The sequence below is a fragment of the Caballeronia ptereochthonis genome (assembly GCF_001545075.1).
Classification (GTDB): domain Bacteria; phylum Pseudomonadota; class Gammaproteobacteria; order Burkholderiales; family Burkholderiaceae; genus Caballeronia; species Caballeronia ptereochthonis.
Window position 1 is genome coordinate 162,250 of the sequence record NZ_FCOB02000013.1, and the last position, 20,379, is coordinate 182,628.

Here is a 20,379-nt window from a genome sequence, read left to right on the forward strand (position 1 = left end):
CAGTTCCATCGACGCAAGACGTACCTGTCTCCCGCAGTACAAAAATTCCGCGCGGCATTGCATGATGCGTTGTCCGCCGCAGGACAACGATAGATACGCACTGACGCCTCATGGACCTGAACCTCATCCGCCTGTTCGTCGAGATCGTCGAATCGCGCAGCCTGAGCGCCGCGGCGCGCAAGCTCGACATGACGCGCGCGAACATCAGCCAGCGGCTCAAGCTGCTGGAACGCGAAACCGATGCGCAACTACTGCGACGCTCCACGCGCAGCCTCGAGCTGACGCAAGCCGGCCACACGCTCTACGACTGCGGCAAGCGCATGCTGGAAGATCTGTGCGCGGCGCGCGCGTCGATCGACAGTCTCGGGCAAACCCTGAGCGGCCGCGTGCGCATCAGCGTGCCGACGGGCTTCGGCCGAATGTTCATCGGATCGAAGCTGCTCGAATTCGCGCGCGCGCATCCGGGCATCACGCTCGATGTCACGTTCAATAATCGCATCGAGGATCTGATCGCGTCCGAAGTCGACGTCGCGCTGAGAATCACGCGCACGCCGCCGCTCGATTGCGTCGCGCGCGACATCTGTCTGATCGACTGGCGTCTCTACGCATCGCCGGATTACATGAAGGCGCATGGGCCCGTTCAATCGCCCGCCGACCTTCAGGGGCAGACGTTCGTCGCATCGCCGCATCCGGAGCGGCGCGTGACGATGACGCTCACGCACCGGCAGGACGAAAACGACGTTCACGAGATCACGATTCAATCCGTGCTGCAGTCATCCGACTATCCGTTTCTCACCGAAGCCGTGGCTCAAGGTCTCGGCATCGGGCTCTTGCCGGCATATATCCAGTACGCGCCCGCGAGTCAGGGATTCGTGCGCATCCTGCCGGAGTATCGCGTGCTGGGGCCACAAAACACGCTGTATATCGTGACGCTGCCGAATCGCTATCCTTCGGCGGCGACGCAGGCATTGATTGATTTTCTGCGAGCCGAAGTCATCGCCCTCTCGCAAACCTGGGCCTGAAAAGAAGCGCCATCGTCAAGTCTCAGTTAACAGTGCGTTAATCGCCAGTTGGATTGTCAAGGCAATAGCGGCCTCCCACAATCGCCCTACACACATTACACGGAGACAAGGGCGATGACCCCAGAAGCATCCGCGGATGCCGTGAGGCAGGCAGTGCACGGCCGCGTTTTCGTTGTCACTGTCGACAATCCGCCCGTCAATGCGCTCGGCGCACAGGTGCGCTCCCAGTTGCGCGCAGCGATCGAAGCTGCCGATACCCATCCCGAAGTCGATGCCGTGCTGCTGCTCGGCGCGGGCCGCAATTTCATCGGCGGCGCGGATATCCGCGAGTTCGGCAAGCCGCCCGTGCCGCCATCGTTGCCCGAGGTCTGCAACTACATCGAAGCGAGCGCGAAGCCGGTGGTCGCCGCCATTCATGGCGTCGCGCTGGGTGGCGGCCTCGAAGTCGCGCTGGCGGCGCATTACCGGATCGCGTCGTCCGACGCGAAGCTCGGCCTGCCCGAAGTGACGCTCGGCTTGCTGCCGGGCGCGGGCGGCACGCAGCGCGCGCCGCGTCTCATCGGCGCGAAGGCAGCGCTCGATCTGATGCTGAGCGGCCGTCAGATCGGCGCCAAGGAAGCGCGCGCGCTCGGTCTCATCGACGAAATCGCCACAACGGACGACGCGCTCGCCGAAGGTCTCGCCTACACGCAAGGCCTGCTGGCCGCGCGTGCTCCGGCACGCCGCACACGCGACGCGCAAGGACTCGCGGATCGCACGGCAAGCCGGACGGCTATCGAAGCGGCGCGCACTGAAGTATCGAAGAGCACGCGGCATCTCTTTTCGCCGATGAAGATCGTCGATGCCGTTCAGGCCGCACTCGAAATGCCCTTTGACGATGGCCTGTGCCACGAACGTCAACTGTTTCTGCAATGTCTCGACAGCCCGCAGCGCGCGGGTCTGGTTCATGCGTTTTTTGCGGAGCGCGAGGCGCGCAAAGCGCCTGAAACGCGCAAGGCGAAGCCGCGCGCGATACGAAGCGTCGGCGTGATCGGCGGCGGCACGATGGGCGCGGGCATCGCGGTGGCGCTGCTGGACGCGGGCCTACCGGTGGCGATGATCGAGCGCGACGATGCATCGCTGCTGCGCGGCGAAGCGCTCGTCGAAAAGGTCTACGACAGGCTCATCGCAGGGGGCCGCATGTCGCTGCAAGAGAAGGCCGATATCCTCGCGCGCCTGCATGGCAGCACGTCGTATGACGCGCTCGATAAAGCCGATCTCGTGATCGAAGCGGTCTTCGAAGACATGGCCGTGAAGAAGGCCGTATTCGCCGAGCTCGACCGCGTGTGCAAGCCGGGTGCCGTACTCGCGACCAACACGTCGTATCTAGACATTGATGCGATCGCCGCGAGCATCTCGCGTCCCGCCGATGTCGTCGGCCTGCACTTCTTCTCTCCGGCGAACGTGATGAAGCTGCTGGAAGTCGTGGTGCCCGCACAGTCCAGCGCGGATGTGATCGCCACCGCGTTCGACCTCGCGAAGAAGCTGCGCAAGGTGCCGGTGCGCGCGGGCGTATGTGACGGCTTTATCGGCAATCGCGTGCTCGCGATCTATCGCGCGGCAGCGGATCACATGATGGAAGACGGCGCGTCGCCGTATCAGATCGATCGCGCGGTGCGCGACTTCGGTTTCCCGATGGGACCGTTTCAAGTGTCCGACCTCGCGGGCGGCGATATCGGCTGGGCGACGCGCAAGCGCCGCGCCGCGACACGCGATCCGAAGCTGCGTTACGTGCAGATCGCCGACCGCATCTGCGAGCGTGGCTGGTTCGGGCAGAAGACGGGACGCGGCTTCTATCTCTATACCGATGGCGGGCGCACCGGCAAACCCGATCCCGAAGTCGAAGCGATCATCGATGCGGAACGCAAACGCGCCGAGATCACGCCGCGCACCTTCACCGACGACGAAATCATGCGCCGCTACATGGCCGCGATGATCAACGAAGCCGCGAACGTCGTGCATGAAGGCATCGCGCTGCGTCCGCTTGATGTCGACGTCACGTTCGTTCATGGCTACGGCTTTCCGCGTCATCGCGGCGGCCCGATGAAGTACGCCGATACCGTCGGCCTCGCCAGCGTGCTCGCCGATATCCGCGAGTTCGCGCAAGAAGATCCGCTCTTCTGGAAGCCGTCGACGCTCATCGTCGATCTGGTCGAACGCGGCGCCACGCTCGCGAGCCTCAATCAATCCGCCTGACGCAGGAGTAACTCATGCGCGAAGCAGTCATCGTTTCCACCGCACGCACGCCGCTCACCAAGGCGCATCGCGGCGAATTCAACATCACGCCGGGTCCGACGCTTGCATCGTTCGCGGTGCGTGCAGCCGTCGAGCGCTCGGGCATCGATCCGGAGCTCATCGAGGACACAATCCTCGGTTGCGGTTATCCGGAAGGCCTCACGGGACGCAACGTCGCGCGTCAGGCCGTGATCCGCGCGGGTCTGCCGCTGTCGATCGCGGGCACTACCGTCAACCGCTTCTGCGCGTCCGGCCTTCAGGCGATCGCGATGGCGGCGGGGCGCATCGTCGCCGAGGGCGCGCCGGCGATGATTGCGGGCGGCGTCGAAAGCATTTCGGGCATCCGCACGCGTGAAGACGGCGTGAGCGGGCTCGACCCGTGGATCGTCGAGCACAAGCCCTCGCTCTACATGGCGATGATCGATACCGCCGATATCGTCGCACAGCGTTACGGCATCAGCCGCGAGGCGCAGGACCGCTTCTCCGAACAAAGCCAGCGCCGCACGGCCGAAGCGCAGCGTGCGGGCCGTTATGCCGATGAGATCGTGCCCGTCACGACGACGATGTCCGTCACCGACAAGGAAACGCGCGTCGTTAGCTATCGCGAAGTGACGGTATCCGCCGACAACTGCAACCGTCCCGGCACGACCTACGAAGGGCTCGCGAATCTCGTGCCCGTTAAAGGGCCGGACAAGTTCATCACGGCGGGCAACGCATCGCAGAACGCGGATGGAGCATCGGCTTGCGTGCTGATGGACGCGAAGGCCGCCGAGCGCGCGAACATCGCTCCGCTGGGCGCGTTTCGCGGGCTCGCGGTCGCGGGCTGCGAACCCGACGAAATGGGCATCGGTCCCGTGCTCGCGGTGCCGAAGCTGCTCGCGCGTCATGGCCTGACCGTCGACGACATCGGCCTGTGGGAGTTGAACGAAGCGTTCGCGTCGCAGGCGATCCACTGCCAGAAGAAGCTCGAGATTCCGTCGGAGCGTCTCAACGTGAACGGCGGCGCGATCTCCATCGGGCATCCGTTCGGCATGACGGGCTCGCGTCTCGTCGGCCACGTTCTCATCGAGGGACGGCGGCGCGGCGTGAAGTACGCGATCGTCACGATGTGCATGGCCGGCGGCATGGGCGCCGCGGGCCTCTTCGAAATCTATTGAGAGAAGCGATTCATGGATCTGAAGTTCACTCCCGAAGAGGAAGCGTTTCGCGCAAGCGTCGTGCGCTTTCTCGATGAAAAGCTGCCCGCCCGGCTTGCCGACAAGGCGCGCAACGGCGTGCGCCTCACGCGCGACGACATGGTCGAATGGCACGCCATTCTCAACGAACGAGGCTGGCTCGCGAATCACTGGCCGAAGGAATACGGCGGCCCCGGCTGGAACACCGCGCAGAAGTTCATCTTCGAGAACGAGTGCGCGCTCGCGGGCGCGCCGCGCATCCTGCCGTTCGGCGTGAACATGCTCGGGCCGGTGCTCATCAAATACGGAAGCGAGGCCCAGAAGCGCTACTGGCTGCCGCGCATTCTCGATGGCTCCGACTGGTGGTGCCAAGGCTATTCGGAGCCTGGCTCGGGATCAGATCTCGCATCGGTGAAGACGACCGCGGTGCGCGGCATCGACGATCAGGGCGAGCATTACATCGTCAATGGCCAGAAGACATGGACCACGCTCGGGCAGCACGCGAACATGATCTTCTGCCTCGTGCGCACCGCTAACGACGTGCGCAAGCAGGAAGGCATCAGCTTTCTGCTCGTCGATATGAAGGCACCCGGCGTCGACGTGCGTCCGATCATCACGCTCGACGGCGATCACGAAATCAACGAAGTGTTCTTCACCGACGTGCGCGTGCCCGCCGCCAATCTCGTCGGCGAGGAGAACAAGGGTTGGACGTACGCGAAATATCTGCTGACCTACGAGCGCACGAACATCGCGGGCGTTGGCTTTTCGATGGCGGCGCTGGCGCGCCTGAGGCGCGTCGCGGCGAAGGTGAAGCGCAACGGCCGTCCGCTCGCCGACGATTCGCTCTTCGCCGCGCGCCTCGCCCGCGTCGAGATCGATCTGGAAAACATGAAGACGACCAACCTGCGCGTGGTCGCGGCCGTGTCGGGCGGAGGCGTCCCGGGCGCGGAAAGCTCGATGCTAAAGGTTCGCGGCACCGAGATCCGTCAGGAGATTGCATCGCTGATGCGTCGCGCGATGGGTCCGTATGCGCAGCCGTTCATCGAGGAAGCGCTCGAAGAAGGTCATGACGAAGCGCGCATCGGTCCGCAAGGGGCCGCGAGCGCCGCCGCGCAGTACTTCAACAACCGCAAGCTGTCGATCTTCGGCGGCTCCAACGAAATCCAGAAGAACATCATCTCGAAGATGATCCTGGGACTGTGAAGGCACGACGATGAATTTCCAGCACACAGAAGACCGCCGCATGCTGGCGGATTCGCTGAACCGCTTCGTCGCCGAGCGGTACGACTTCAAGACACGCGAGGCGGGTTTCAGCGCCGACATGTGGCGGCGCTTCGCCGAACTGGGCGTGATCGGCGCGCTCTTCGATGAGGCCGATGGCGGCTTTGGCGGCGATGGCTTCGATATCGCCGTCGTGTTCGAAAGCCTCGGGCGCGGCCTCGTTGTCGAGCCGTTTCTCGGCGCGCTCGTCGTCGGCCATGCATTGACTCACGCCGGCAACGACGCGCAGAAGGCGCTCGTCGCGTGCCTGATCGACGGACGCTCCGTCGCCGCCATTGCGCATGAAGAATGCGATTTGCACTATGAATTGACGAATGTTTCGACACGCGCCGTGCGCAGTTCGAACGGCTGGGTACTGACGGGCGCGAAAGCGGTCGTGCAGCAGGGCGAGCACGCGGATTTCTTCCTCGTCTCGGCGCGCACGAGCGGCGCGCATGACGCTGAAGACGGCATTTCGCTCTTCATCGTCGCGCGTGATGCGGCGGGTGTCGACGTGCGCGGCTATCCGAAGATCGATGGCGGGCGTGCCGCCGAGCTGCGTCTGAACGAAGTCCGCGTCGACGATCACGCGCTCGTCGGCGAACGCGATGCGGGTTTCGCGACGCTCGAACGTGCGATCGGCGCGGGCGTGCTCGCGCTCTGCGCGGAAGCGCTCGGCGCGATGGATGTCGCGAAAGAACACACGCTGGAGTATCTGCGCACGCGCAAGCAGTTCGGCGTCGCGATCGGGACGTTCCAGGCGTTGCAGCACCGCATGGCCGACATGCTGCTCGAAATCGAGCAGGCGCGCTCGGCGGTCATCAACGCGGCCGCTCTTTTGGGCGCGGAGCGCATCGAGCGCGAGCGCGCGCTGTCGGCGGCGAAGTACTCGATCGGGCGCATCGGCGCGCTGGTCGCCGAAGAGAGCATCCAGATGCACGGCGGCATTGGCATGACGTGGGAACTGCCGCTCGCGCATTACGCCAAGCGCCTTGTGATGGTCGACCATCAACTCGGCGACGAAGATCACCATCTCCAACGCTATATCGCATTGACCCGGAGCCAACGTCATGAATGAAGCCATCCTTTCGCGCCGCGAGGGCGCGGTGCAAGTGCTGTCGATGAACAATCCCTCCGCGCGCAATGCACTCACCGCGGAAACGTACACGGCGCTGCCGGCCGCGCTCGCAAAGGCAGAGCGCGATCCTGACGTCGGCGCAATCGTGTTGACGGGCGCAGGCGGCGTGTTCTGCGCGGGCGGCGATCTGAACCGTCTCGCGCAACGCCGCGCGATGACGCCGACGGACCGGCGCGCCGGCGTCGAAGTCTTGCACACGATGATTCGCGCGATCCGCGATTGCAGCAAGCCGGTGATCGCGGCGGTCGAAGGCGCGGCGGCAGGCGCGGGGCTGTCGATTGCGCTCGCGTGCGATCTGCTCGTTGCCGCACGCAATGCGTCGTTCTCGGTCGCCTATGTAAAGGTTGGACTTTCGCCCGATGCCGGCGCGACCGCGTTTCTCTCCGGCTGCGTCTCGCGTCAATTGCTGACCGAGTTGTGTCTGCTGGGCAAGCCCGTGACGGGGGAACGCATGCATGCGCTCGGCGTCGCGAATCGGCTCACGGAACCCGAAGGCGCGCTCGCGGAAGCCATCGCGATGGCGCAACTGCTCGCGGCCGGTCCGGAGCGCGCGATTGCCCGCATCAAGAGCTTGTGCCGCCATGCGGGCGAGAACACGCTCGACGCGCAACTCGATCTCGAAGCGGATTACATGACCGAATCGCTCGGCGACGACGAGTCCGCCGAAGGCATCGGCGCGTTCTTCGGCAAGCGTCCCGCCGATTACGCCGCGTTGCGCCGCGGCGCGGCCGTGCAGTCTTCATAAACGGATCTGTCATGTCGAATCCGGTTTCCTCACTGCCGCTCGCCGGCGTTCGCATTCTCGATCTGTCTCGCGTGCTCGCGGGTCCGTGGTGCGCGATGGTGCTCGGCGATCTCGGCGCCGAAGTCATCAAGGTCGAGCACCCGAAGCGCGGCGACGACACGCGCGACTGGGGCATTCGCGTCGGCGCGACCGAGACGACGTATTTCAACAGCGTCAACCGCAACAAGCGCTCGGTGTGTCTCGATCTACAAAGCGCCGAAGGACAGCGCATCGCACGCGAGCTCGCGGCACAGTGTGATGTCGTGATCCAGAACTTCAAATACGGCGGCGCGGAAAAGCTCGGCCTGGGCTACGCACAACTCGCCGAAGGCCGCGAGGATCTCATCTATTGCTCGATCTCTGGCTACGACCGCCACGGACCGGAAGCCGCGCGTCCCGGCTACGACATCGTCGTGCAGGGCGAGGCGGGACTGATGGCGATGAATGGCACCGCCGATCAACCGCCGCTCAAGTTCGGCGTCGCGGCCGTCGATCTGTTCACCGGCATGTATTCCGCGCAAGCCGTGCTGGCCGCGCTCTTCGAGCGTCAGAAGACCGGCAGGGGGCGTCACATTGAAATGGCACTCTTCGATTGCGGCCTGATGATCACGTCGTACTACGGGCTCGAGTCGATGTTGCTAGAGGATGATCCGCCGCGCTACGGCAACGCGCATCCGTCGATCGTGCCTTACGGCGTGTTCGACGCGGTCGATGGACCGGTCGTCATCGCGGTAGGAACGAATCGCCAGTACGAGCGCTTTTGCCGCGAAGTGATCGAGCGTCCCGAGCTTTTCGATGACGAGCGATATTGCACGAATCTCGTCCGTGCCGCGAATCGCGACGTGCTCGTGCCCGCACTCACGCGTGCGATCGGCTCGCTGAATCGCGCGGTGTTGCTGGAGCGGCTCACGGGCGCAGGCATTCCGTGCGGCGAAGTGCTCGGTCTTCACGACGCGCTCACATCGCAGCGCGCGAAGGAAGCCGGGCTTCTGACGACGGTTCCGCATCCTGAAGCGGGCAGCACGCACGTGCTCGCGCCGCCCTGGCGATTCGACGGTGCGCGCCTGCCCGTGCGCAGCGCGCCGCCACCCCTCGGCGAAGGCACGAGCGACGTGCTTCGTTCGCTGCTCGGCCTGTCTGACGAAGACGTTTCACGACTGAAGGCGCAGGAGATCACATCATGAGTCAGCGCTTCTTTGCCAATGCCGTCACGGAACTATTCGGCACGCGTCTGCCGATCGTCGCGGGCGGGTTGATGTGGCTCGCGGACGCGGAGTATGTCGCGGCTGCATCGCGTGCGGGCATCATTGGCTTCATCACGGCAGCGAGCTTTCCTGAGCCGCAAGCATTGCGCGCGGAAATCAGGCGCTGCCGCGAGTTGTGCGCGGGCGGCCCTTTCGGCGTCAACGTGTCGATGCTGCCGAAGCTCGTGCCGGGCGAGAAGACGCGCGAAGTGTTCGAACTGATCGTCGATGAAGGCGTGAAGTTCGTCGAAACCTCCGGACGCAATCCCGAGGAATTCATACCACTTCTGAAGAGCGCGGGTATCAAGGTGCTGCACAAGGTTCCGTCGGTGCGCTACGCAGTAAAGGCGGCGTCGGTTGGCGTCGATGCGGTCGCGATCGTCGGCGCTGAATGCGGCGGGCATCCGGGACTCGACATGGTCGGCTCGTTCGTCAACGCGGCGTGGGCCGAAAGCCAGCTCGACATTCCGTATCTAATCGGCGGCGGCATCGGACGCGGCTCGCAACTCGCCGCCGCGCTCGCGATGGGCGCATCCGGCGTCGTGGTCGGCACGCGCTTCGTCGTCGCCGAAGAGATCTGGGCGCATGACGATTACAAGCGTCGCCTCGTCGAAGCCGGACCGACCGACACTGATCTGTGCATGGAGTCCGTACGCAACACCGTGCGCACGCTGCGCAACGAAACCTCGGCTGCGGTGAAGGACTTCGAGGCGCGCAACGACAACGTCACCATTCAGGATCTGATGCCGATGGTGTCGGGCAAGATCGGCCGCGAAGCCTATATCACCGGAGACTGGCGCAAGGGTCTGCTCGCGGCAGGGCAGTCGCTCGCGTTCACGGACCGCATCGAACCGCTCGCGGATATCGTGCATCGCTTCGAGAGCGACATGATGCACGCGATGAAACGCGTGGCGATCAGCTAATCAATGCAAGGAGAGTGCAGTGAAGGTATTGGTCCCTGTCAAGCGCGGCTCTGGGCGCATCGCGCGCGGCAGTCGATGCGGGCTACGTGCCGAACGATTACCACCAGGTCGGTCAGACGGGCAAGATCGTCGCGCCGCAGCTGTATGTGGCGGTCGGCATCTCGTGCGCGATTCAGCACCTCGCGGGTATGAAGGAATCGAAAGCGATCGTCGGGATCAGCAAGGACTCCGGAAGCGCCGATCTTCAGCGTGGTCGATTACGGCCTCGTCGGCGATCCGTTCGCAGTTTTACCGGAGTTGATCGACGGACTGAACTGACAGCGGCCCGCGTCAAAGCGACGTCATTCAAAAAATGAAGGAGACAGCATCATGCAGCAAGTTCATATCGACCGAACGGCGGCGAGTCCCGCTTACCGGCGGCTCGTCGCGCAACGACGCCGCTTCAGCTTGACGCTGACCGCGTTGATGGTCCTCACCTATTACGGCTTCGTCCTCTTCGTCGCGCTGGCGCCGCATCTCCTGGCGCGTCCGCTCTATGCTGGCGCGACGATGACGATCGGAGTCGTCGCGGGCGTGGCCATCATCCTCATCGCGCTCGGCATGACCGCATGCTACGTGCTGCGCGCGAACCGAACATTCGACCCTTCGATGAACGCGCTGCTCGCCAGCGTCCAGCAAGGAGGCTGAGCGATGAACCGTCTTCACATCATTCTCGCAGGCCTCGTCTCGATGCCCGCGCTCGCCAACGCGTCGTCCATCGAAGGGCCGGTGCCCGATCACGTTGAACTGAATCCGATCGCGGTCGCCACGTTCCTGCTGTTCGTGCTGGTTACCCTGGGCATCACGCGCTGGGCATCGCGCAGAACGCGCACGACGAAGGACTTTTACAGCGCGGGCGGCGATCTCACCGGCTTCCAGAACGGGCTCGCCATCGCGGGCGACTATATGTCCGCGGCTTCGTTTCTCGGTCTGTCTGGCATGGTCTTCGTGTTCGGCTTCGATGGCCTCATCTATTCGATCGGCTTTCTCGTCGGCTGGCCGTTCGTGATGTTCCTGCTCGCCGAACCCTTGCGCAATCTCGGCAAATTCACATTCGTCGATGTCGTCGCGTACCGCTTCGAACAAGCACCGATTCGCCTTCTGACCGCGAGCACGTCCCTTGTCGTCGTGATCTTCTATCTGGTCGTGCAGATGGTCGGCGCGGGCAAGCTGATCCAGTTGTTGTTCGGCTTGCCTTACGGGATGGCCGAAGTGATCGTCGGCGCGCTGATGGTCGTGTACGTGTTCTTCGGTGGCATGACCGCGACGACCTGGGTGCAGATCATCAAGGCTGTTCTGCTATTGTGCGGCGCGACCTTCATGGCCGTCACCGCGCTCGCTCAATTCGGCTTCAGCCTCGACGAGATGTTCCGCCGCGCGGTCGACGTTCATCCCGGCGCGCTCAGCATCATGGCGCCCGGCAAGCTGCTCTCCGATCCGCTCAACGCGCTTTCGCTCGGCATCGCATTGATGTTCGGCACCGCGGGCTTTCCGCATATCCTGATGCGCTTCTTCACGGTGCCGAGCGCAAAGGAAGCGCGCAAATCGGTGTTCGTGGCGACGAGCTTTATCGGCTATTTCTATCTGCTGACGTTCGTGATCGGTTTCTCCGCGATTGCCTTGCTCGCGCAGCACCCGGAGTTCTTCAAGACCGCGGCCGACGGCCACTTCAACCTCACGCACGATCTGCTCGGCGGCTCGAACATGGTTGCCGTCAGGCTCGCGCAGGCGCTGGGCGGCAATCTGTTCTACGGCTTCATCGCGGCCGTGACCTTCGCGACGATCCTCGCGGTCGTGGCGGGCCTCACGCTGTCCGGCGCGACCACGGTGTCGCACGATCTCTACGCATGCTGGCTCTCGCGCGGGAAGGGCGACGATGCAAGCGAGATGCGCGTATCACGGATCGCGACCGTGGTCCTCAGCATCGTCGCGATGGGGCTGGGCGTCGCGTTCGAACACGTCAACGTCGCGTTCCTCGTCGGTCTGGTCGCGGCGGTGGCGGCGAGCGCGAACTTCCCGATTCTGGTGTCGTCGATTTTCTGGCGCGGCATGACGACGCGCGGTGCCGTCGTAGGCGGGAGTCTCGGGCTGATCAGCGCCGTGCTGCTGACGCTGTTCTCGAAAGCCGTTTGGGTCGATGTGCTGCATCAGGCGCACGCGCTCGTATCGCTCGACAATCCGGCGCTGGTTTCGGTGCCGCTTGCCTTCGCGGGAATCTGGGCTTTTTCGATGCTGGATCGCGGTGCGCGTGCGCACCGGGAGCGTGACGCCTTCGCGATGCAGGAATTCCATGGCCAGACGGGTGTATTGCCCGTAAAGGCGGCCGATCACTGAGCTAGTCGATGCAATCAGTAGCTGGCGACCTCGATGACCGCTTCCGCGAAAGCCTCAGGTGCTTCTTGCGGAAGGTTCTGGCCGACGCCGCCAGTGATAGTGCGATGGGTGTACCTGCCGACGAATTTCTTTGCATAAGATGCGGGCTCGGGATGCGGCGCACCGTTCGCATCGCCTTCGAGCGTGATGGTCGGCACGGCGATGACGGGCGCCGCTGCAAGACGCATTTCCAGCGCGTCGTATTCCGCCTCTCCGTGAGAAATGCCGAGGCGCCAGCGATGCCACACTGCTCGCGGTTGCGGCTATGTCGGACGACACGCATGCGCGCGACCGGTTAGAAGCATATTCATCGCGGCGACGCTGGCCGCGGCGCTTGCCATGAAGCGTCGACGACGCCCGTTCATTTCATTCGGTACCGGAGTCTCTCCTGTACGCCACGCAATCGGAATTCACAGCGCCGTTATACGACTCGTCTCCGATATCGCAAAGGACGTAGAACTTACGCTTTCGGGACGTCGACTTTGCGCAACGCTGCAACCGCAGACGCGATGTGCCTCGCCGCTCGCGGAGATGCGACGTCGGCATGATGACTTCTCTGCCAGGCCAACGAGGAAGCTCGCAAGACGATGGGACGTCGGGTTCGGATGTCGCGAAGTGATGTGCCAGAACGGCATACACGCAGATCAAAACCCATAGCGTGCCGAACGCGATCAGAAAGTGATTCATGTGGGCTCCTGTCACTTATGCGGCGGTGTCGAGGATATGCTAGGCCTGAAGTCAATTACATTCAAATGATTGTCATGGATACGCATTCGACGCCCGCGTCGCCGATCGAGCATGAAGCATGAGTTGGGTTGGCGATGCGACAGATGGCTTGGACAATGGCCCTGAGTTCCTCCGCTCGCGAGGAAGAAACACAAAAACGCGAAGACGACATGTATCTGACCCAAGGCCTGCATCGTTGCGTGCAGCGTTCGCCCGACCGGGTGACGATCACCTTCGGCGAACGCTCGGAGACCTGCGGCGAACTGCAGGGCCGCGTCGCCCCGGCGGGCACGCTTTCATTCGAGGCGCTGATAGCCGGCGGGGCGCCCGTCGATGATGCCTTCTGCGTCGGCAACGATCTCGCCTGGTTCACTGCAATTCAGGCTCGAGCCGATCGATTGATGCACACCTGTGCTTGTTCGCGATGGCAAACGCCTGCACGGCCGTAGTTGCTCCGGAGCTTCTCACCTGGGCTGAGACTGCTTGCACTCCGTTTCGAACCAATGGTCGACTCGGCGCTGCGCCGCGTGTAGATCCGCCGGGTAGTTTGGGTCGTCGTGCCATGGTGATGGGCTGTACCCTGCTTTGCTCAGCGCGGATATTTCGCTTCGGTGTTGTGACCTCGTCCGAGGCGCATTGCTTTTAGCCGCGGCCAGATGGTGACATTCGGTCGGGGTCAGATGTGGGCCGCTGTGCGGTAAGCCGGCGGCGGCATAGCCAGTCAGAAGGAGCGCCAACGCAGCAGCCGTCGAGCAGCTTTTCGTAAGCAATTCCATAGCGCATCTCCGTGCGTCCAATTGGCGCAACGCAAGCGGCGCGATGCCGCCGGTCGCGCGTAACTTCTTTACCTATTTTGCCGAGTCCAGTCATCGGAAGAGGCACACCGGTACAACCGGAAGAAAGCCAGGCGCCTCGAATGACCATCGCATATCCGAAAGGGAAATACGCCAATCCGATGTCGAGCGTCCGAGGAGCGTCGCGTCGTTCTGCGGACCGCGTCGGACAGCAGTCGGCCAGTTTCCGCCGCTCGTCCGAGCCATGAAGCGCTCACTCGAACGGCTGAACTTACCCGAAACCCGCCCGATGTTGAGGGCACGCATCTCGGTGGAAGCGAACTTCGAGCGGAGCCAGCTTGCTCGAAAAATCGAGCGGCAGGTTCAACCTTGATTGCCCCAAAGATCGTCAACCGCGCGGATCGCCAGCAAGTAGCCGTTCGCGCCAGCCCCGCAGATCACCACCGTAGACGCCACCGAGATTGTCGAGTGACGGTATTCCTCGGAGCGCCGGTGGATGTTCGTGATATGCACTTCCACCACCGGCCGGCGGATCAGCTTGACCGCGTCGAGCACCGGAATTCGCCCGAACGAAAAGCCGGCCGGGTTGATGATCAGCGCGGCGTCGTGCAGGAATGCTTCCTGGATCCAGTCGATCAACTGGCTTTCGCTGTTGGTCTGACGGAACACGCAATCGAACTTGAGATCTTCGGCCAGTGCGAGGCAGTTCTGTTCGATATCCTTCAGCGTCGTATGGCCATAAATGTGCGGCTCCCGTACGCCCAGCATGTTCAGGTTGGAGCCATTGAGGATGTAGAGTTTGCGGGTCATGGTTTCAATGTGTAGCGCTACGTTCGAGGGCCGTGTTTTTGGTTTCCCGCGACGTCGCGATCATGAGGAAGGAGAGCAGGTTCAGCGAGCCGCAGACAGCGACGATGGCCCACGGTGAACCATGAAAGGCATTGAGCAGGGCCACGGCGACGATCGGCATCGGTCCGCCAGTGAGCAGGTTGGCCCCCGAGTACGAAAGTGCGGACCCGGTGTAGCGCGCTTCGGTCGGGAAGGATTCGGCGAACCACACCGGCTGGATGCCGCTCTGGAACTGCGTGAAGCCGAGGAAGGCGCCCATTACGGCCATTGTCATGGCGACCGAGTGCTGGTCGAGGATTGGAAAGTAGATTAGGCAACAGACCAGCGTGCAGAACGAGCCGATCAGCAGGGCGCCTTTACGCCCGATCCGGTCGCTCAGATGGCCGCCCGCGAGTGCGCCCACGATGGCGCAGACATTCGCCACCATCAGCAGCATGAAGCCGGTCTGCTTGGGCACGCCGAGGTTCTTCGTGAGATAGCTGAGCGAGAAGACCACGATCAGGTAGAAGAGCGCCGCCGGGCCGCAGAAGAACAGAGTCAGACGCAGCGCGGTCCGCCAGTGAAACTTGAAGACGATGCCGAGTGGATTGGCGGCGCGCGCGCCTTCGCCTTTCTTCTTGAGCGCCTCGAAGGCCGGCGTCTCGCTGACCTTCATGCGGATATAGATGCCCAGCAGCACGAGCACGAAACTGGCGAGGAACGGGATTCTCCATCCGAACGATTCGAAGTCATCGGCTGAAAGCAGACTGGACAACGCGAAGAGGGCGAAATTGGCGAGGATCTGGCTGAGCGGCGAGCAGATGCCGAGCAGGCCCGAATACAGCCCGCGTTTCGTCGCGGACGCGTGTTCGACCGCCATCAGTTGCGCACCCGTCGATTCTCCGCCAAGCGCGAATCCTTGAACGATGCGCAACGAGACCAGCAACGTCGGCGCAAGAATGCCGACTTGCTGGTAAGTGGGCAGCAGGCCCATCAGGAACGACGACGCGCCCATCACCGACACCGTGACGAGCATCAGGTTGCGCCGTCCCCAGCGGTCGCCGAGCATGCCGCAGATAACCGCGCCGAGCGGACGTGCGGCGAGCCCCGCCCAGAAGCTCGCCAGCGATGCGAGCAACGACGTGGTCGAGTCGAGCGACGGAAAGAACAGCTTTGGAAAGATCGTAGCTGCGACGACGCCGTACAACGCGAAGTCGAACCATTCCAGCGCCGTGCCGACGGTGGCGCCCGCCACCGCGCGACGGGCCATCAAGTGAGCCTGTGGGGACCGTTCGCCTGCGGCCACGTTTGGGTCAGCTATATCTGACATGGTGTCTCCTGGATTTTCGGTATGTTGTAACGTTCGCTTCTCGCGACGAACAGGTGCTATTGTTTGCGCTGCGAAAGGGGTGCGTTCCGCACCGGAACTGCATTTCATATCACGAAAATTGACGAACGATGTCGCTCAAGAACGGCCTGAGAATGCTCGATTTCCTCGCATCGCAAGGCGAGGGCGCGGGGCTGGTCGAGATCGCGGATGCGCTGGGCATGCCACGCAGTTCGTGCCATCGCGTCCTCGCCGAACTCGTCGAGAGCGGATATGTGCGGCAATTGACCGACCACAGCCGCTACATCCTGACCATGCGCATGACGTCGAACGGCTTGGAGTTCCTGAGCTTGACCGGCATCGCGGATATCGCCCAGCCGATCATCGAACGCGCCGCGGCGCACACTGGCGAGCTGGCGCGACTGTCGCTGGTGGACGGTGAGGCGATCATTTGGGTGGGAAAGGCGGATGGGCAGCGCACCGGCTTTCGTTACGATCCCGACATGGGGCAGGCAGCACGGCTTTCATGCACATCGACTGGACACGCATGGCTCATGACGATGTCCGACGAACAGGCGGCTGCGCTCGTCCTGAAGCAGGGCTTCGGTCAGCCGAACGAGTTCGGCCCCAACGCGCCGACAACGCTAAAAGCACTGCTCGGTTTCCTGCACGCCGCGCGGGTGCGCGGCTACGCGATGATCGACGAGGTCTTTGCGCCGAGAATGTCGGCGGTCGCGGCGCCCGTGGTCAGCGGCTCGCGTTGCGTCGGCGTCATTAGCCTGGCGGGTCCGCGGGCGCGGCTGACGGTCGAGAAGATTCACGAATACTCGGTGCTGCTACGCGAGGCGGCCAACGAACTCGCGCAGTTGAGCAATATGGCTGGATTTCCCACTCGGCCACCTCTCGGCAAAGGATGACCAGGAACGAGTCCAACGCTCTCCAGCCAGCGAACCCATGCGCTTCGAACGACTTTCTCCGATATTTCGGCGTGGATGACGGGATCGCTGTGTTGGCGGCCCCTGAATGCCCGACTGCGTGGCCGGCTGAAGTGGGTCGCGTTCTGCCGCGCGCTGAGGAGCGAGCATCGATCGAACGGTGATTGACAAGGCTAAGCCATGAGCCGTCGTGCGTCTGTATCCGCATTCAGGCATTCGGGCGACTGCTTCGCTCAGTAAGCGACCATTCGGCAATAGTTGGAGACGGACATGGCTGGGTACGGCTGACGCAACGTGTCCTATGATTGGCCAGGGTAGCAAGTTTTGAACTTGCGATCTCCGCGTCCCGAATGCGGCGCCTTTTTTGCCCGCGCGCTCCCCCTGAAGACGGAGTCAATCATGCTACACAATGTACTGGCCGCCGCTCCGGCCATGGTCCTGTGCCTGCTGCTGCAAGGCGTGGTGGTAGCCATCTGCCTACGCCGGTACGCGCGCTTCCGGCGCAACGTTAAGAGTCAGGACTTGCTATGGGTGGACGTCCTGCTATTGATAACCGTGATGCTGCTGACCTTGCTCTGCAATTTCGCCCAAATGGCGATCTGGGCGGCGTTGTTCATGTTCTTAGACGAGTTTTCCGATTTCGCCACTGCTCTGTATCACTCCGCGGTCAACTTCATCACGCTGGGCTACGGCGACATTGTCATGTCCAAGCAATGGCGCATGCTTGGCCCAATCGAAGCTGCCAACGGCATCCTTATGTTCGGAGTCTCAACCTCGGTGATGACGGCTGCGGTCATGGATGTGATCAAATACCATCAGGCCCGGACGCAGCAGGAGTAGCCGCGAAAGCACTGCACATGAGGCGCTGAAGGAATGAAAATCGGCAGCATCGGGCCGGGGCAGCTGCTCGAAGTGACCGTTGTACCTTACATGTGCTCGTTGATAGCCCGAGGAGGTGAAGGGCCGAAGGGGGGCGCGTGCTTCTGTTCGCAGGTTCGAACGTTCGAACGGTGAGCGGCGAGGCTCGCCCAGTTACGGGCATCACTCCCCGCGTCCGAGGCGATATTCAAACGTCTCGTGCACTCCGATCAAAGACTCCGTGCGCCGACGCTATCTTCGCTCAGCGGATAGCGCTAAAAGCGAGAGACGAGACGTTAAAGGAGATGTTCCTGCGCGCTTCACACTTACGACCCGCAAGACTAACCTGTTCATCGCAATTGAAGCCGTACCGCTTCGCGCTTACTCGACCTTCGTTTTTCGCGGTGCGTGCGCGGCTATCTCGCGCGCTAGTTGAACAAAAGAGCCGAGCGCAGCGGGCGGATTGGGTTCCTTCCACGCGAGGTAGAGTTCGCTTTTCGCGTGCTGTTCGCGCAGAGGACGATAGACGACGTTGTCCATGTGCGTTCGTTGAACTGACGCCGGTACGAGCGTCACGCCAAACCCGGCGCTTACGAGGCCAAGGGAGGCGTAGATTTGCCCCATTTCAAAGCTCGTGGAAGGAGAAAATCCGGCAAGTGCGCACAACTGGTTGATGGTGGCGTGATAGTCCGGCGCGACATCTTTACGGTAATTAATGACGCGCAGGTGCATACAGTCCTTGATGGAAATCTGCCGTTTGGCTGCGAGAGGGTTGTCCTTAGCGATGGCAACGTAAAACGGCTCCTGAAGCAACAAGACGCTGTTCAGTCGAGTATTCGGCGGCAAAGAGCGGACGAACGCCAGATCGACGTCCCCTCGGTCCAGAGCATTGATCTGTTCCGCAGAGGAAAACCATCGAAGTTCGATTGTTACCGCGGGATAACGCTGCTGGAATTCACGCAAGAGCGGTGGCAGCAGTGTGTACGCGATGTGCTCGAAGAACCCGACCGCCACCCGGCCGACTTCCCCTCTTGCTGCGCGTTGCGAATCCACGATCGCGGAGTTCGTTTCCGTCAGAATTCGCTTGGCCCGTTCTTCGAAAACCTGGCCCGCCGATGAAAGAAACACTCGTTTGCCCCGGCGCTCAAATAGCGCTACTCCGAGTTCCTCTTCCAGTTCCCGTATCTGCCGGCTCAACGGCGGCTGCGCCATGTGCAGTTCATCCGCCGCCTTCGTAAAGTTGAGTGTGCGTGCCACCACCAGAAAGTAGCGAAGATGACGTAGCTCCATTTGGAACCTTTTAGGTATCGATACGCAACTTATTATATCTTTTACATTGGACGCGACGGGTCTTACGATCATGACATCACACCGACGAGCCAGGAGATCCCTTCATGAGACTTACCGCGTCACAGTTGGATGCGTACGAGCGCGATGGGTTCGTTGTGCTGCCCGAGCTTTTCTCGGAAGAAGAAATCGCGCATATGAAGTGCGAGTTGCGCCGAATCCAGGAGATTGACACCGACCATCTTGTCCGGGAAAAAACGGGTGGCATCGCAAAAACGATCTACAAGGTTCACGAGACTGAAAGTCCGACGGCATCGGCGGTTTTTCACTGCGCAGTGCGCTCTCCCAGATTGCTCGAGCCGGCACAGCAACTGATCGACGATACCCAACTCTACGTCTATCACACGAAGTGCAATTTGAAGACGGCAATCGACGGTTCCGTCTGGCAATGGCATCAAGACTTCGGCACCTGGCATATCGACGGCGTGAAAGAGCCGAAGATGACAACCGCGTTGGTCATGCTCGACGAGCCGACCGAAATGGGCGGATGTCTCTACTTCATCCCGGGAAGCCACAAACTAGGTTCACTCGATCCGGCGTTCGATGAAGCAACCGGTTACCGCTTCTACGTGCTACCCAAGCCGACCATGCTTGATATTTTGTCTAGCCATCCCAAGGCCGTGCCTATCATCGGCCGCCCGGGGACAGTCGTGTTCTTCGACGCCAACATTGTGCATTCTTCGGGTCACAATCTGTCCGGTGACGATCGATGGCAGGCCTATGTCGTCTACAACCAGTTGAAGAACAAGCCTGAGGAAGTCGAGCAGCCGCGACCGGATTATGTGCGTTCGACCAATTTTGCTCCTCTTGAGGTTGGTTCAGACGAGATTCTCGATAGCGTTCAGATCGGCTGAATTGCCGCGGGCGTCGCTCGCCAGCGCGCGCGTGCCTGGGGGGAGCGGCGAGCCAGAACGTGATTGCCCATCTTCATTTTCGGCAACCGGCCAGGAAGAGACATTCGACCCAGCGCCAGAAATCGTTAGCAATGTGCCTTCGATTGATACCACTCTTCGACGTACAACTTTTACTGTGAGCAAGCTCAACGAATGGTGGCGGGCGGGGAGCTTTGCACACGGTTGAATCGCAAAAGGCCTGCACTCATTCGTCGGAATCGCATCCGTCACGGATGTAATGCGGGTTTACCGAATCACCAATGAAGATTAAGCCAGTTTGGGCTGCCATCTCCGCAGGAGATGGCTCCATCGCTATCTACGTCTTTACATCATTAGACAGCCAAATGCATCATCAAGCCATATTCCTTGACAACGTGATTCTTGGGCTAACGCGCATTGCCCAGCAGGTTACTCGGTAAACAATGCCCTTAAGAACGGA

General features: G+C 62.1%; 18 protein-coding genes and 2 pseudogenes. 15 read left to right on the plus strand and 5 right to left on the minus strand.

What is annotated here, in order from left to right:
• Nucleotides 1–110: 110 nt before the first annotated feature.
• The 11 genes and pseudogenes from AWB83_RS15790 (at nt 111) to AWB83_RS15840 (ending at nt 12,193) form a co-directional block, all read left to right on the plus strand.
• Nucleotides 111–1,022, plus strand: a complete 912-nt coding sequence (locus AWB83_RS15790) for a LysR family transcriptional regulator (protein WP_087046496.1) — start codon at nt 111–113, stop codon at nt 1,020–1,022.
• Between the two features lie 114 nt (nt 1,023–1,136).
• Nucleotides 1,137–3,257 carry a 3-hydroxyacyl-CoA dehydrogenase NAD-binding domain-containing protein gene (locus AWB83_RS15795; RefSeq protein WP_087046497.1) on the plus strand — a complete coding sequence of 707 codons (2,121 nt, stop codon included), beginning with the start codon at nt 1,137–1,139 and terminating at the stop codon, nt 3,255–3,257.
• Nucleotides 3,258–3,271: 14 nt separating this feature from the next.
• Nucleotides 3,272–4,453, plus strand: coding sequence for an acetyl-CoA C-acyltransferase (locus tag AWB83_RS15800; protein WP_087046498.1), 1,182 nt, complete (start codon nt 3,272–3,274; stop codon nt 4,451–4,453).
• Between the two features lie 12 nt (nt 4,454–4,465).
• Nucleotides 4,466–5,674: an acyl-CoA dehydrogenase family protein gene (locus AWB83_RS15805; RefSeq protein ID WP_087046499.1), complete on the plus strand. Its 1,209-nt coding sequence runs from the start codon at nt 4,466–4,468 to the stop codon at nt 5,672–5,674.
• A 10-nt stretch (nt 5,675–5,684) separates the two neighbouring features.
• On the plus strand, nt 5,685–6,809 hold the full coding sequence (locus AWB83_RS15810) for an acyl-CoA dehydrogenase family protein (RefSeq protein ID WP_087046500.1): 1,125 nt from the start codon (nt 5,685–5,687) through the stop codon (nt 6,807–6,809).
• The gene (locus tag AWB83_RS15815; protein ID WP_087046501.1) at nt 6,802–7,614 is read left to right on the plus strand and encodes an oxepin-CoA hydrolase, alternative type; all 813 of its coding nucleotides are present in this window, start codon (nt 6,802–6,804) and stop codon (nt 7,612–7,614) included. The genes AWB83_RS15810 and AWB83_RS15815 overlap by 8 nt, the downstream gene beginning before the upstream one ends.
• Nucleotides 7,615–7,625: 11 nt before the next feature.
• On the plus strand, nt 7,626–8,837 hold the full coding sequence (locus AWB83_RS15820) for a CaiB/BaiF CoA transferase family protein (RefSeq protein ID WP_087046502.1): 1,212 nt from the start codon (nt 7,626–7,628) through the stop codon (nt 8,835–8,837).
• Nucleotides 8,834–9,820, plus strand: coding sequence for an NAD(P)H-dependent flavin oxidoreductase (locus AWB83_RS15825; RefSeq protein WP_087046503.1), 987 nt, complete (start codon nt 8,834–8,836; stop codon nt 9,818–9,820). The genes AWB83_RS15820 and AWB83_RS15825 overlap by 4 nt, the downstream gene beginning before the upstream one ends.
• A gap of 41 nt (nt 9,821–9,861) precedes the next feature.
• Nucleotides 9,862–10,138 (plus strand): annotated as a pseudogene (locus AWB83_RS15830) (electron transfer flavoprotein subunit alpha/FixB family protein); the annotation flags it as partial.
• 51 nt (nt 10,139–10,189) lie between these two features.
• Nucleotides 10,190–10,507 (plus strand): DUF485 domain-containing protein, encoded by a 318-nt coding sequence (locus tag AWB83_RS15835; protein ID WP_087046504.1) that lies wholly within the window; start codon nt 10,190–10,192, stop codon nt 10,505–10,507.
• Nucleotides 10,508–10,510: 3 nt separating this feature from the next.
• The gene (locus tag AWB83_RS15840; protein WP_087046505.1) at nt 10,511–12,193 is read left to right on the plus strand and encodes a cation acetate symporter; all 1,683 of its coding nucleotides are present in this window, start codon (nt 10,511–10,513) and stop codon (nt 12,191–12,193) included.
• 14 nt (nt 12,194–12,207) lie between these two features.
• Here the strand turns inward: AWB83_RS15840 and AWB83_RS15845 are convergent.
• A pseudogene (locus AWB83_RS15845) lies at nt 12,208–12,474 on the minus strand (alpha/beta hydrolase); the annotation flags it as partial.
• Between the two features lie 600 nt (nt 12,475–13,074).
• On the opposite strand from AWB83_RS15845, the gene AWB83_RS36115 reads away from it, so the two are divergent.
• A complete protein-coding gene (locus tag AWB83_RS36115) occupies nt 13,075–13,407 on the plus strand; it encodes a hypothetical protein (RefSeq protein ID WP_143750060.1) in 333 nt (110 codons plus the stop codon).
• 15 nt (nt 13,408–13,422) lie between these two features.
• Here the strand turns inward: AWB83_RS36115 and AWB83_RS15850 are convergent, their stop codons facing one another.
• The 3 genes from AWB83_RS15850 to AWB83_RS15860 form a co-directional block, all read right to left on the minus strand.
• Nucleotides 13,423–13,734, minus strand: coding sequence for a DUF4148 domain-containing protein (locus AWB83_RS15850; RefSeq protein ID WP_087046506.1), 312 nt, complete (start codon nt 13,732–13,734; stop codon nt 13,423–13,425).
• Between the two features lie 381 nt (nt 13,735–14,115).
• Nucleotides 14,116–14,562 (minus strand): type II 3-dehydroquinate dehydratase, encoded by a 447-nt coding sequence (locus AWB83_RS15855; RefSeq protein WP_087046507.1) that lies wholly within the window; start codon nt 14,560–14,562, stop codon nt 14,116–14,118.
• A gap of 4 nt (nt 14,563–14,566) precedes the next feature.
• Nucleotides 14,567–15,850: an MFS transporter gene (locus AWB83_RS15860; RefSeq protein ID WP_087046508.1), complete on the minus strand. Its 1,284-nt coding sequence runs from the start codon at nt 15,848–15,850 to the stop codon at nt 14,567–14,569.
• 188 nt (nt 15,851–16,038) lie between these two features.
• Between AWB83_RS15860 and AWB83_RS15865 the strand changes: the two genes are divergently transcribed.
• Together AWB83_RS15865 and AWB83_RS15870 are read left to right on the plus strand one after the other, a co-directional pair.
• Nucleotides 16,039–16,824, plus strand: a complete 786-nt coding sequence (locus tag AWB83_RS15865; RefSeq protein ID WP_087046509.1) for an IclR family transcriptional regulator — start codon at nt 16,039–16,041, stop codon at nt 16,822–16,824.
• 417 nt (nt 16,825–17,241) lie between these two features.
• Complete coding sequence (locus AWB83_RS15870) at nt 17,242–17,682, plus strand: potassium channel family protein (protein WP_087046510.1); 441 nt, start codon at nt 17,242–17,244, stop codon at nt 17,680–17,682.
• Nucleotides 17,683–18,081: 399 nt separating this feature from the next.
• Here AWB83_RS15870 and AWB83_RS15875 read toward each other — a convergent pair whose 3' ends face one another.
• A complete protein-coding gene (locus tag AWB83_RS15875; RefSeq protein ID WP_087046511.1) occupies nt 18,082–18,990 on the minus strand; it encodes a LysR family transcriptional regulator in 909 nt (302 codons plus the stop codon).
• A 104-nt stretch (nt 18,991–19,094) separates the two neighbouring features.
• Between AWB83_RS15875 and AWB83_RS15880 the strand changes: the two genes are divergently transcribed.
• Entirely contained in the window at nt 19,095–19,901 is an 807-nt protein-coding gene (locus AWB83_RS15880) for a phytanoyl-CoA dioxygenase family protein (RefSeq protein WP_087046512.1), read from the plus strand.
• Nucleotides 19,902–20,379 lie beyond the last annotated feature (478 nt).